We start from the raw sequence: 13,763 nt of genomic DNA, 5'->3' as shown, positions 1-13,763 counted from the left end.
GCAGTACACAGAGATGAATGTCAAATCAAAAATAATATTGGGAATTATAAGCGGCGGTTTTATATTAACAATGACAGCTTGCCAAAAGGATTTTCTGGATCGCTTTCCCCAAACTTCGATTACACCTGAGGTTTTCTTTAATACCGAAGAGGATCTTTCGCTGTATATCAATGGGATGTTGAGTATGAACGATCGTTGGACTTATGTAGGAGATCAGAGTTCGGACAATGCGGCTACAACCGCAGCCGTAACGCTTAAGACAATGATGACCAGCAAAACAGAGCCAACATCAGAAACAGCTGGAGGCGATTGGTCCTGGGGACGTTTACGCACAATAAACTACTTTTTAGAAAACTATCAGCGTGCGAATGTAGCTGCGGATGTTAAAAACCACTATGCAGGTTTGGCACGTTACTATCGCGCTATTTTTTACCATGGCATGGTAAAGCAGTATTCGGATGTGCCTTGGTATAGCAAAACATTAACCCCAAGCGATGAAGCTTTACGCGATGCGCAGTCTCCTCGTACATTGGTTGTCGATAGCATCATGGCGGATTTGGACTTTGCGACAAAAAATGTTAAAGAACAAGTCGCGCTTGGAACGCCAGGTAGAGATGCTGTATTGTTGATGCAGGCTAAGATTGCCTTACATGAAGGGACCTATCGATTGTACCACAGTGAGTTAAATTTAGACAAAACGGCAAAGAATTACTTTGACATTGTAGAGAAAGCAACTTCACAAATCATCGCTACCAATAAATATAGTATTTATTCTACCGGAAAGCCGAACGAGGACTATGCTGCATTATTTGAATCACAAGATCTTTCCCAAAATAAAGAAGTGATCTTATTGAATGCTTTTGATCAAAACAAAAATAGAGGGCAGGCGCTTAACGGTTATGTTTTTGGTGATTATGAACAATCGCCTTCACGAGACTTGATACAGACCTATTTGATGAAAGATGGTTCGCGTTTTACGGATGTTCCTAACTACGATAAGAAACTGTATGTTCAGGAATTTGAAAATCGTGATCCTCGTCTGATGCAAACTTTGGTCTATCCACAATGGTTGAGACAGCCCGATAAATCAAATTACGTGCAAAAGTTAAACAAAAACTTTTCAGGCTATCACCAGTTGAAAGGCTATGTCAATTCATCCGATCAAATTATTATGAATGGAGTTGATTTTCCAGTGCACCGTTACGCTGAGGTTCTATTGATGTATGCTGAAGCAAAGGCTGAACTAGGAACGTTGACACAAGCTGATCTCGACAAGTCTGTTAATTTGTTGCGAAGAAGAGTAGGAATGCCCGAGCTTAAAATGGATGTAGCAAATGCAAATCCTGATCCTAAATTGGCTGCTGATTACCCGAATGTGAAGGGAGCCTTCCGGGGGGTGATTTTTGAAATTAGACGCGAAAGACGTGTTGAGTTTGCCTTTGAGAATTCGCGTTATGATGACCTAATGCGCTGGAATGTGGGTAAGTTGCTTGAACGTATTCCGGAAGGTATGTATTTTCCGGGAGTGGGTAATTACGACATGACAGGGGATGGTGTTGCCGATATCAAATTGATTCCTGATGGACAGACTATTCCTAGCGATCGAGAAAAGAATTCACTGGGCGTACCACTTGTTTACTATACCATTGGAAATTTTGGTGGTAATGCCGGTGTTTATCTTAAAAATGGGGTCAATGGTGGAACAATGGTAACAGATGTCAATGTCCGTCGATTTGTAGAACCGATGTATTATTATCGTCCGGTTCCTGCAAAACAGATCATTCTCAATCCAAATCTTAAACAGGTATTTGGTTGGAAGTAATATATAAATAACATACAATATACATGAAATCAATTTTTTTAACGATAAGTCTGTTCGTTACAACAGTCTTAGTACATGCTCAACAGAAATTTTCATTCGCGTTTTTTACCGATTTACACCTTAACACCAGTGCAGAAACACATTGTTTTGAAGGTCTTGATAAAGCAATTCAAAATGCCAAAAGCAAAAAAGTAGACTTCGTCCTAAACGGTGGAGACAATGTGGATGTAGACGCTTATAAGGCGGAACAGTTGCCTTTAGCGAAGAGTATGTTTCAAAAGTATAAGGATCAGGTTGATGCATCGAAGTTGAAATGGTATTATGCCATTGGCAATCACGATCGTTTCTGGCATTATGACGGAAAAGATGGAGCTGGACTTTTCGAATCGGTTTTTGGAAAGAGCTACCACAGCTTTGTGCATAAGGGATGGCGTTTTATCGTGTTAAACTCTACGGAAATATGCAATGGCAAATACTGTGTGAGTGAAGAACAGCAGGCCTGGCTGAAACAGGTGCTTGATGAAACCCCAAAAACGCAACCTATTGTTGTTGTTGCACACGTACCGTTCTTGTCTCTGTATTATCCTGTATTGGATGGACACTATACGGATGCAGATACATTTACCAACCAAAAAGCGATTTTGGATCTATTTGCAGGTCACAATTTGAAGCTTGTTTTACAAGGACATCAGCATCTCTATGAAGAAATCAAGGTGAAAGGTGTACAGTTTATTACTGCGGGAGCGATCTGTGCGAGTTGGTGGGGTGGAGCCTTCAACGGTACCCAGGAAGGTTACCTCAAGGTTGATATCAATGGCGACCAGTTTAAATGGGAATACATTGATTACGGCTGGACGGTAAAAGGGAAATAAAAAGATGATCATATATTAGGTAGGTAGTTTAAAATGATCGCCCGCCCACTTCAATGTGTGGCGGGCGTTTTTTTGCAATAGCGGCAAAAATCCGACAGTAATGTGCTCTCTGATAGGTAAAAATAACATAGGTCTTTGATAAGATTAGCGTGGTTTAGGAAAGAGATTCAGCCTTTCTTTGCTTTGATGGACATATTATAAAATATGAGCCTTTAAACCAAAAACTAAAAATTATGAAAGAAATCTTCAAAAAGCATCTGCGGTTGCTCGGAATTGTTTTCATGTTACTGCATGCCTATCCTGTTTTTTCTCAGGTTAAAATATCGGGTACGGTAATCGATTCCCAATCAAAAGTTCCCCTTGCTGGTGCTACTATTACCAATGTTGGGAAGGGTAATAATTCAGTTAAAACTGATGAAAGCGGTAAGTTTACCATTGCTGTTAAGGATGGTTCAAATATCAAAACAACCATGCTTGGATATCAAGAACTGCTTGTAACGGCTCGACAAGGTGTCGTTATTGAAATGGTTGCATCTACTATTGAGTTAAATGAGACGGTAGTTGTTGGTTACACAACCCAAAAGAAAGGACTTCTGTCGGGATCGGTGGCTTCTGTTAAATTTAAGGAAACAGATGCGGAGATTCCGACAACATCAGTTGGAAACCTATTGGCGGGGCGTATGGCCGGTTTATATGTATCTACACCGAGTGGTAAGCCTGGAGAACAACCGAACATTAAAATTAGAACTGCAAGTTCATGGAACGCTTCACCAACCCTCTATGTGATTGATGGGAAAGTAACCATTGATGCTGCTGAATTTAATAATCTAAGTCCCAATGAAATTGAAGAAATTTCTATTTTAAAAGACGCAGCAACAACAGCAGCATACGGTGCCCGTGCAGGTGCAGGTGTTGTCTTGGTTACGACCAAGCGTGGTAAAGCCGGGCGAGTTTCCATTAATTATTCCGTAAATACAGGAAAGGATGTCCGTGGGAAAAATATGGAACTAACCAATATTATGGAGTGGGGACAGATCCAAAACAGAATCTGGGGCGAGGCAGGAGGACCAGCAAATACGCCTTGGACTGAAACTGCAAAAGCTTATTTTAAAGATACAGATTTTGGTGGCGGTGTGGGATATGGTTTTGACCACTTAAAAGATGTGTATGTTAATCCTTCTACCACCACCCATAACTTAAGCGCTACTGGCGGTACAGACAAACTTCAATATTTTATCGGAGCTTCTTATGTAAATCAAGAGACTTTTATCAAGAATACGAACGAAAAAAAATACAATGTTAGAAGTAATATCACAGGAAATTTAACCAAAAACCTGTCTGTGTTTGCAGGCTTAAGCTTAAACAATAATAAATTTAACGCGCCTGAAGGTGACTGGTCTGGAGATATGTATCCTAAATTGCTACTATGGCAACCTTATATGCCTTCCTTCACAGCAACCGGTTTACCTGTAGATTATTTCTGGATTTCCAATAAATCTGGTGAAGCACAAGGTCTCTCCGGCTATAATAGATCGGAAAGTTTGAAAGCGATAGCGAATTTGAATCTAACCTATAAAATGCCATTTCTTGAAGGCTTAAGCGCTAAAGTAGGATATATCAAAACCTTCAATAACAGCAATCAGAAAATATATTCACACCCTTTTACCTATTACCAATTAGCACAGATAGAACCTGTCATATGGGATTTGAATACTATCGTAGGGCAGCGTCTTACTTATCACACACCGAGTATACAGAAGCTAGCTTCCTGGAATCAAGAAGAGCAGACAAACTTACAACTGAATTTTGAAAGAGATTTTGGGAAACACCATGTTAACGCGGCATTGGTTTACGAACGCCAGGAAAGAAGCTATGATGGTATAAATGCAACCATCAATGGTTTTCCAATCTATATGACGGATCAATGGTGGGCTTCTACGGGGGGATCGGGAGTTGTAAATGGTACTCCTACCAAGAGCATTAGTAACACGTATGGTTTTCTGCCGACAGTGGGCCGTAAATCCTATATCGGACAATTTGCCTACGATTATGCAGATAAGTATGTCGCTAATTTTGCCTATCGCTATGATGGTTCGGCCAACTTTCCAAAAGATAAACGTTGGGGATTTTTCCCTTCTGTTTCTGCAGCTTGGGTGATTTCTAAAGAAAATTTCTTTAGTCATGTAAATGGCATCGAATCGTTGAAAGTAAGAGCATCGGTCGGATTGACAGGTAATGATTTTGTCGCAATTGATCCAAATGGAGGAAGAGATGATGCAAATGCCAAGCGTTGGCAATATGAAGATAAATATGTAAGTGGAAACAGTGCTTTTTTTGGTGAGACGCCGACACTTAATCCAGGGATAAGATATGATGTTCTACCAAATGTAGATATTACCTGGGAGAAATATCTGAACAAAAATTTCGGTGTTGATATTAGTTTCTCGAAACATTTCAATGCCACGGCTGAATATTGGGCTACGCGTACCTATGATATTTTAAGCACGAGAATCCAGTCTACTCCACCGACATTCAGCCGACCGCTACCGTCCGTCAATTATGGGGAAATGAAAGCGAATGGCATAGATCTTAGTTTAAACTATTTTAACCGAACAGGAGATTTGAATTATAATGTTGGTTTAAACTTTACGTATGGTAATTCATGGTATACGATACGAGATTTAAATATCACCTATGACTATGAGAATTTGATCGGTAACGGTCGGTCGGCAAATATGATTACGGGTTATACGGTAGATCACATGCTTCGGACACAGGCCGATGTTGATGCGCTGTTGGCTGCTCATCCAGGATATAATTTTAAGGGTAATGCGCCTAAACCTGGACAATTTGCCTACAAAGATTTTAATGGTGATAATACCATTAACGAGAATGATATCACGGTATTGAATAAAAGCAATAATCCTAAAGTCTTTGGACTAAATCTAGGTGCGGATTGGAAAGGCTTAAGTATTACCGCCAACTTTAACGGTTCATTGGGGTATAAAAAATCGTTTAATAATTTGAGTGGCGGCGTAGAATGGAACCGGATGTGGCGTCCTTGGGCAAATGAATCTTGGAGTCCTGAAAATACGGGTGCTTGGTTGCCTTATCGCTATAGTGCAAATGATGATGTAAGGACTGTCAACACAAGTGGAAGTAATTTTTGGTTGGCTGATGCCAGTTTTGTCCGTTTGAAATTTTTGAATATTGCCTACAACCTTCCACAACATTGGTATAAAAAGTACGCGGATAAGATCCGATTCTATGTGTCGGGTTCTAACCTATTCGTGATCAGTAAATTCAATAAGAAATTCTATGATCCGGAGATGGATGGAGGGACTTCATTCCCGATTGTTAAATCATTCAATGCTGGGGTCAGTGTAACATTCTAAATCTTAACATTAAAGGAAATTAAAATGAAATATGTAAATAAATTTAAGTTGGCTTTTTATGGGGTTCTACTCACGGTGTTAGGAGCTTCATCTTGTACAAAAGGACTGGACTATGAGAATACGGGTGCTATAAATCCAAAAAATGTCTGGACAGATTCGGTATTGATCAAGGCTTACTTGAACGATATATATGGCGGCCTTATGCCAAATTGGCCTCTCGGAAGTGGAGCCGGTGCAGATGAAGGTATCAATGGATCTGGAGGGAATCTCGGTAGTTTTCAACAAGGAATCGTCGATGTTGCAACCAATTTTACAAGGTTGGATTATACGTATATTGACAAAGCGAATTATTTTATGGATCAATTAGCGGATCTACCAGAAACCGTAATCAGTGGGAGCACCAAAAGTAGGCTTATAGGCGAAGCTAAATTTTGGCGTGCCTGGAAATACTGGGATATGGTCAGTTCAATTGGAGGAGTGCCGTTGATCTTGCACACACAGGATGGAAGTGATATCAATTCACTGCGCGTTCCACGTAGTAAGACTTCTGAATGTGTCGCACAGATAATAAAGGATTTAGATGAGGCTGCTATTGCCCTACCTCCAAATTATAGTGGCGCAGACTATGGTAGAATTAATCGTGCTGCAGCTTTAGGTCTTAAAGCGAGAATCCTTTTATGGTATGCTAGTCCATTATTTAATGCGACAAATGATCAAGGGAGATGGACCAACGCCTATAACGCGGCTAAGGCGGCAGTACAGGCGGCAGATGCTGGAGGGTTTGGCTTGTTTGAAAATTATAGGTTAATCTGGTATTCACGAAATAAAGAACAGATTATGACCAAACAATATTATTACCCGGATAACTACATGAATTTCGCTCCAATTAGACCGCTCTCATTTACAAATGGAAGTACAAATAATGATCAGCCTATTTTTCCGCTATTGATTGCTTATCCCAAAAGGGATGGTAGCCCAATGCAATTTGATCAAAATCAATTATCAGATCCTGCCTATAATAAGCAATTTTTAACAGATTTTTATACCAATCGCGACGATCGTTTTTACGCGACGATTTGGTGTGGCGGTACGGTATACCCAACTCCTGATGTTAATGTGCTTGGTATGACCGCACCTCGGTCGCGTACATATTGGCAAGCCTGGACCTGGAAGTCGGCAGCAACGCCCAATACTGTGCTCCCAGCTAGAGATATTAATATGTTTTCAGGAATTTCACCATTGGTTCAAAATGGGGATGAAAATGGTGTAACGGGATTTTTCCAGCGTAAGGGCTTAGATACTTTATTGGACAGAAATGCACTTGTTGGTGTAGCCGCTAACGCCAAAAGCTGGTTTTCACCAATGCGATATGCGGAGCTCCTTTTAAATCTTGCTGAAACGGCTAATGAGACGGGACGCAGTAACGAAGCTTTAAACGCACTGTATGCTATCCGTAAACGGGCTGGAATTGCCCCGGGAGCAGCAACAAATTATGGAATCAGTGCAATTGGGCAAGGAGACATCCGTAACGTAATCATCAATGAGCGTCAGGTTGAACTTGCCTTTGAGGGGTTTAGATACAGTGATTTGAGAAGATGGAAACGTTATGATATTTTGAATGCTCAGAACACAAGAAAAGGATTATTATTGATGTTAAATAAAGGTGAAGCGCTACCAGGGAACACTGATAACATTATGACCGCTACTGTGCGAGCGAAGTTCTCAGCCGTCCTTATCCAAAACTTAGATAAAACGGGCTCAACGAATCAATCCTATAAGCTTAGCCTCAATCATTGGTTCAATTCGCTAAACCCAGCACAGATTTCGATTGAACCGGATCAGCTGCCGCAAAATAAAGAATGGGGGGGAACCTTCGATCCTTTACAATAGCAACAGTTTATCTTCTGTGAATTTGGATAGATTCAGTATCGCTTCATAGAAATCAAATTTCAAAATAATAAAAGGGCTTGTACATGTCAGTTGTACAAGCCCTTTTCGTATGCGATGAATAGTAGATTTTTATATTCTCTAACGATAAATTAAAGTTAGTATACTCGCTGTTCTTTCAGAAAAATTAATAGTTCTTCCGACTTAATATTAACTCGAATGATTCTTCCGTTTTGATCAATCAAAAAGTTTTGTGGAATCGATCTAACTCCACATTGATTAAAAAAGCTACTACTAGATCCCATTAAGTCTGAAACATGTAACCAAGGGTATTGATGGGTATCAATTGCGCTAACCCAGTGCTTTCGATTAACGTCTATGGAAACACCTATGATCTCAAAGGTGTTAGAATTTTTCCGATTGTACCATTTCGCTACCTTATTTAGTTCCTCAATACAAGGTCCACACCAGCTTGCCCAAAAATCAACTAAAACATATTTACGATAGTTGTTCGATAGTTTGAATTTTTTACCATTTCTATCGTTCATGGTAAAATTTGGTAGATAGTCCCCAACTTTCAATCCACCATTAAAAAGGACGTCGATTCCATTCTCTACTCCTCTTTTTTGTAGTTCTGGGCTTAAAGACTTAAAGGAAGATAGCTGCGTTGACTGGGATAACATTTTCATACCAGCATAGGAATAGAGTTCATGAAGTCCAATAAACATATCTGGATTAGATTGCACAAAGCCTAAAAAGTCTTCGTTAAACTTTTTTAGTAGTATATCCAAGGAATCTTTATAGACGTTTGATTTTTCATTCGCCGCTTTCTCGTTATATGAAAAGTAGTTTTTGTAAAATGGTCTATCAATTAAGTTTTTATAATTTTGATAAGCGATTTGTTGAGGACCACCTGTAATTGATGCTTTGTATAATGAATCAATTTCACCGACTATGGTGAAATTGGAGTTTTCCAGAATAAAAGTTGCCCAGCTGTTATTAATTGATGGCACTTCTATCGAATAGAAATCTGGCCCTGATACGCTTCCTTTAAAATAAAAGGTGTCACTTTGACTGTAGCAGGAATCAATAATTTTTAGTTTTGTAGCGTTGGAATATCCCGATTTTTTATTTGTTAGATAGACTTTCTGGTTTCCTAAACCCTTTAGTACTCCTTTGATAGAATACATTTGGGTCTGTGCCAAAATAGGGCTACTGATAAACATCGAGAGAAAATACAATAGGATGATATTTCGCATTATTTTAAGATTTTTAATTAGGAATCACCTCTTGAAATTGCCAGTAAGAATGCGGATAGATCAGCATTCTTACTGGCAATTAGCGTATAAACTATTTTTTTAAATGACTCTTTAAATGGAATTTTCCTGAGCTGTCTACCAAATAGAGTTTCCATACCTTGGTACCGATCTGCTCCAAATGGTATTGGTTTTCCTCTTTCTGCATTTCGGATTTAAGTTTTTGAGAGAACACGTTTGCTTCACGTGCGTTTTCCCATGCGCGGAATGTGGTGAAAATCTCCTTCTTATGTGGATTTTTTTCGACAACATCCTCGCTGATCCCAAACATATAAGTCGCATCCCAAGCAATGGCTTTTGCCTGTAGATTTTCGACCATTTGCACAGTCCAGTCCGGTTTAAGGTATTGTATGCCGAAAGTCGGCGGAAAGTAATTAGAAGCCCACGAATACCGGATATCTTTTCCTTCAATACCCCATTTATTGGTGCGGGGATTGAACATGTGGTCGCCGCCACCAATATTGCAGGTGGTCATGTAATGCCAGTTACCTTCAAACACACAAGATCCCATCACCTGAAGGTAGTCGCCACCCAAAGACTTAAAGTCATCGAAAAGTTTGCGCATAAACCGCTTGAAGGCATACTGCCCATGTCCTGTGTAGACGAAGCTCTCAAAACCATCAAAGTCGATATAGTTCATTCCGCCATCGCGAAGCAGTTTTGCGTAAAAGTACGCGTACTTGTCTTGCAGTCTCATGTCGGGGATAAATCCTGAATAGCAATTCACTTGTAATTTCGCGAGGGTATCGCCCTGTTGATGTGCTGTGGCAATGGTTTTGAAGGCTCCGCGTTCAACTCCGGTCAGCATATAAGGCGGTTTTCGCGTTACTCCTCTATATTTCAGTAGTTCTTTGCCGATTTTTAGTACGTTGGTGCCATTATCATCCCAACCGCCATGTTCATTGAGATAGGAGGTATCTTGGACTATAATTGAGCTATCATTAGGGCCAATATTTACGGCCAATATGGTCTTGAGTACGGTGCAAAGGCTGTCATTGGCATAAGGATGTACGTCGCTACTATGGGGTTGGATAAATTCTGTCAGCGTATGCAGGCCATAGGCAATCCCTTGGGGATTGGTTTGTGCTGTTAGTGCAGTAATAGGCTGTTTTTTGCCCTCTAAGATCACTTTCTTGCCCGCCCAAGGATCCGCTGGATTAACATAATATTCGCCTAAACCTTCGTCCTGCACTGCCTTTAGATTGAGTTGATTGGCATAAGAAACTAAGCTGTCATGCTTGCCGAACCAGGCGAGGTCAACTTTAAAATTCTCTGGCCGGCGTACCCATTTTCCATTGCGTGTAACATAAGGTAGCCCTTCGTTGAGTACAATCTGCTCGATGACATCCAATCCTTTTGTATCAGGGCATGCGTAGAACGCAATTCCAGATGTGCTGAAATCAACAGGTATGGGTTCAACATCCATATGCCTAGGTGATTTTATCGATGGGAAATCATTGAAGTGAGGGAAGAAGATGGTTTGTTTTTTACGTCTATTGCGCGAATGCAAGGTGAGCGAGATTCCATATTCCGGCATATATTCAGCACCATTGCCGTTCATAAATCGATAGTATTCTTCGGGATGGGAGTAAAAAGCTACGTCATTGATCCCATCACCGCCGATGCGAAATCGTTGTCCTGCTTTCAACGAAGATGGAATCGGAAATTTAACAGGGTCGGGGCTATGGATGATATAAGAACCTTGTCCCATATCTCCGGCAACTGGAGGCCCGCTCGTCGTATTGTCATCCAATGCCATAATCCCCACAGCGTATTCATCGTCCCGTGCGACAGAAATAATTTCGCCAATTGTTTTATGGATATTGGTCTGATAGGGTCCCCATATAATATTGTTAATTTCAGCCCCAGTGTTCAGCGACTGAAATTGAAATTTTAGGTAATCACCCTGCTGGTCAATTTTTATTGTTGCCCTATAGGAATCGGGATAATTCAACGTTAGTATTCCTTTTGTGGATTCATAATTGGCGGTCTGGGGGAACAAACGTTTACCATTTTTGTCCAGCGTAAGGAGCGGGGAGGCGTGTCCCTTTACCGCGTAATCTTTTTTGTTGCCTTTTCCGATAATATTAACGATGTAACCTCGCTCATCGATGGTTAAGGTCATGTATTTCGTGCTGAATCTGTACAGAGGGCGAGATGCTGCGTTGGCACTTAAAAGACAAAAAAATGCCGATAGAAAGAATAATATTTTAATACGTTTCATATTGATTTATACAAGGAATGTTTCTGATGTTAAAGCCTATATGATGAGTCGTTTGAACGCGGCATATCCCTAGTGCGAACCTTGAAATTGAGAGGTAAAAGAGCGCTTTTTTCTATTATTCTTATTTTCTGACTAGGGATAGGCGATATTCGGTCGTCTTCAAAAGAAATAATCGATAGTTGATATTAAGATAAACCTACTATTATCCATGAAACGCAGAAAATTTTATTGTTCTTGTTTCTTTGTGCTCACGACCTTTTTTGCCGCTGGACAGACACCGAATGATGCTGTGCAAAAGGTACACCTGATCTTCAAGACACATCTCGATATCGGATTTACCGAACTTAGTTCTGTTGTAGAGCAGCGTTATATGAACGAATTTATTCCCAAAGCCATTGCTGTGGCGGAAGAACTTCGGAATTCAGGAGCCAAAGAGCGGTATGTCTGGACCACAGGTTCTTGGTTGATTGCGACTTATTTGGAGCAGGCGAGTCCGGAAAATAAAGCAAAATTGGAGGCTGCGATTGGTCGCGGAGATATTGTCTGGAATGCAATTCCCTACACCGTAGAATCGGAATCCCTCAACAAAGCCTTGTTTGGGACAATGTTGCAATTGTCCAGGAAGCTGGATCAAAAGTATGGTAAACAAACAAGCGCCGCAAAGATGACCGATGTTCCGGGACATACAAGAGGGATTGTTCCCTTGCTTCGAAAGAATGGAATAGATTTTTTGCAGATCGGTGTGAATCCCGCAAGTAAGGTTCCTAATGTACCAGCGTTGTGTCGCTGGAAAAGTCCTGATGGTAGTGAAGTGACGTTGATGTACCAAAAGGATTATGGTAGTGATATGCTATTGCCTGATGGAAAGACGGCTGTGGTCATTGCTTTCACCGGGGATAACCACGGACCACATACTATACAACAGGTTAAAGAAATCTATGCCTCTATTCAGAAACGCTACCCTAATGCTACATTGCAAGCTTCGACATTGAGTGATGTAGCTGCGGTTTTGCGTCCCATGAAGGATAAACTGCCATTGGTGACACAAGAGATTGGTGATACCTGGATACATGGTTTCGGTAGTTCTCCCCTGATGATGGCCCGGTTTAGGGCATTGGCTAGATGTTATGAAACCTGGGTGAAAGATGGGCGTATAAAACCGGATAGCGATGCTGCAATTCAATTTGCAATCAACTTGGGGCTGGTTGCAGAACATACCTGGGGATTGGATGTCAAGACACATTTGCAACATTGGGATAAGTATCGTTTTTCAGACTTTACGCAAGCGTTAGCATTACCTGAGTTTAAAAAAATAGAAACCTCCTGGGCCGAAAAGGAAGCTCATATCAATCAATCGCTACACTATCTGCCTCAAGATCTGCGCGCGGAGGCGGAAAGTATCCTAAAGCAACTAGCATTGATTCCTAAGCCTACATTTGAAGGAGTGGATGCGTCACAGCGATTTTCAAAAGACGGATCGTTTCAACTAAATAAAAAAGGTTTTCAGATGAAAATGGGAGAGCTCAGCTATCAGAGTTTTTCGACAGGAGATTTTGAACGTTTCAGGGATTCCTATATCACCCAAAAAGTAGACTGGGCAATCCGGGATTTTGGAAAACCGGGCTTGACTCTGGATATGGCGGAAAGCCGTACCTTGGTGGCCACCCTTCAAAAATCAGTCTATAATAAAGCTAAAAATGAGCTATATGGCCAATTGAGTTTAACTGGGGCTGGGAAAATTGAACAACAGGTTCTTCCTAAACAAATCTATAGCAGTTACCGTTTCGACGATACAACAAAGCATATCGAACTGAGTTATACTTTGGTGGATAAACCTGCCAATCGTCTCCCGGAAGCTTATTGGTTAAGCTTCTATCCGGAACGGGTGGTGGACATGCTCGTTGAGAAAGTAGGCCAGCCTGTTCGTGTACTGGATGTTGTTGAAGGCGGGAATAGACAGATGCATGGATTAGATCACTATGTGGATATTGTAACGGATGCAGGTAAAATTCGTATCCGTAGCAAAGATGCCTTGCTGGTCGCAATTGGCAAACGGGATTTGTTGAACTATTCCACAGACCAACCTGATTTACATGGAGGCCTGCACTTTTGTCTGTATAACAATGTTTGGGGAACAAACTTTAGCATGTGGTTTGGTGGAACAGTGAATTATAGGTTCGATGTTGAACTGATACCGAATAACAGCAAATCGACGACAATACAATTATCATCCAATTGAAACAAACA

General features: G+C 40.8%; 7 protein-coding genes. 5 read left to right on the top strand and 2 right to left on the bottom strand.

Annotated elements, in window-relative coordinates:
• Positions 1 to 13 precede the first annotated feature (13 nt).
• From M2419_RS03245 to M2419_RS03230, 4 genes are all read left to right on the top strand, one after another.
• Positions 14 to 1,822 carry a RagB/SusD family nutrient uptake outer membrane protein gene (locus tag M2419_RS03245; RefSeq protein WP_159727808.1) on the top strand — a complete coding sequence of 603 codons (1,809 nt, stop codon included), beginning with the start codon at positions 14 to 16 and terminating at the stop codon, positions 1,820 to 1,822.
• Positions 1,823 to 1,845: 23 nt separating this feature from the next.
• Complete coding sequence (locus tag M2419_RS03240) at positions 1,846 to 2,694, top strand: metallophosphoesterase (RefSeq protein WP_153847144.1); 849 nt, start codon at positions 1,846 to 1,848, stop codon at positions 2,692 to 2,694.
• Between the two features lie 233 nt (positions 2,695 to 2,927).
• Positions 2,928 to 6,089 (top strand): SusC/RagA family TonB-linked outer membrane protein, encoded by a 3,162-nt coding sequence (locus tag M2419_RS03235; RefSeq protein ID WP_259254218.1) that lies wholly within the window; start codon positions 2,928 to 2,930, stop codon positions 6,087 to 6,089.
• 24 nt (positions 6,090 to 6,113) lie between these two features.
• Positions 6,114 to 7,979 carry a RagB/SusD family nutrient uptake outer membrane protein gene (locus M2419_RS03230; RefSeq protein ID WP_153847142.1) on the top strand — a complete coding sequence of 622 codons (1,866 nt, stop codon included), beginning with the start codon at positions 6,114 to 6,116 and terminating at the stop codon, positions 7,977 to 7,979.
• A gap of 155 nt (positions 7,980 to 8,134) precedes the next feature.
• On the opposite strand, the gene M2419_RS03225 is transcribed toward M2419_RS03230, so the two are convergent.
• Both M2419_RS03225 and M2419_RS03220 read right to left on the bottom strand, forming a co-directional pair.
• Positions 8,135 to 9,235, bottom strand: coding sequence for a TlpA disulfide reductase family protein (locus M2419_RS03225; RefSeq protein ID WP_159727806.1), 1,101 nt, complete (start codon positions 9,233 to 9,235; stop codon positions 8,135 to 8,137).
• Between the two features lie 91 nt (positions 9,236 to 9,326).
• Positions 9,327 to 11,516, bottom strand: coding sequence for a hypothetical protein (locus M2419_RS03220; RefSeq protein ID WP_153847140.1), 2,190 nt, complete (start codon positions 11,514 to 11,516; stop codon positions 9,327 to 9,329).
• A gap of 208 nt (positions 11,517 to 11,724) precedes the next feature.
• Here M2419_RS03220 and M2419_RS03215 point away from each other — a divergent pair, with 208 nt between their 5' ends.
• The gene (locus M2419_RS03215; RefSeq protein ID WP_259254217.1) at positions 11,725 to 13,755 is read left to right on the top strand and encodes a DUF5054 domain-containing protein; all 2,031 of its coding nucleotides are present in this window, start codon (positions 11,725 to 11,727) and stop codon (positions 13,753 to 13,755) included.
• Positions 13,756 to 13,763: the final 8 nt, after the last annotated feature.

The organism is Sphingobacterium sp. BIGb0116 (assembly GCF_024808035.1).
Lineage (GTDB): Bacteria > Bacteroidota > Bacteroidia > Sphingobacteriales > Sphingobacteriaceae > Sphingobacterium > Sphingobacterium paramultivorum.
The sequence above is the reverse complement of the archived record's forward strand: the minus strand, read 5'-3'. Positions and strand labels throughout refer to the sequence as shown.

Bases quoted from the DNA above. Each gene is read 5' to 3' on its own strand.
- M2419_RS03220 (WP_153847140.1), bottom strand. From the start codon at position 11,516: ATGAAACGTATTAAAATATTATTCTTTCTATCGGCATTTTTTTGTCTT.
- M2419_RS03225 (WP_159727806.1), bottom strand. From the start codon at position 9,235: ATGCGAAATATCATCCTATTGTATTTTCTCTCGATGTTTATCAGTAGC.
- M2419_RS03230 (WP_153847142.1), top strand. From the start codon at position 6,114: ATGAAATATGTAAATAAATTTAAGTTGGCTTTTTATGGGGTTCTACTC.
- M2419_RS03245 (WP_159727808.1), top strand. From the start codon at position 14: ATGAATGTCAAATCAAAAATAATATTGGGAATTATAAGCGGCGGTTTT.
- M2419_RS03215 (WP_259254217.1), top strand. From the start codon at position 11,725: ATGAAACGCAGAAAATTTTATTGTTCTTGTTTCTTTGTGCTCACGACC.
- M2419_RS03240 (WP_153847144.1), top strand. From the start codon at position 1,846: ATGAAATCAATTTTTTTAACGATAAGTCTGTTCGTTACAACAGTCTTA.
- M2419_RS03235 (WP_259254218.1), top strand. From the start codon at position 2,928: ATGAAAGAAATCTTCAAAAAGCATCTGCGGTTGCTCGGAATTGTTTTC.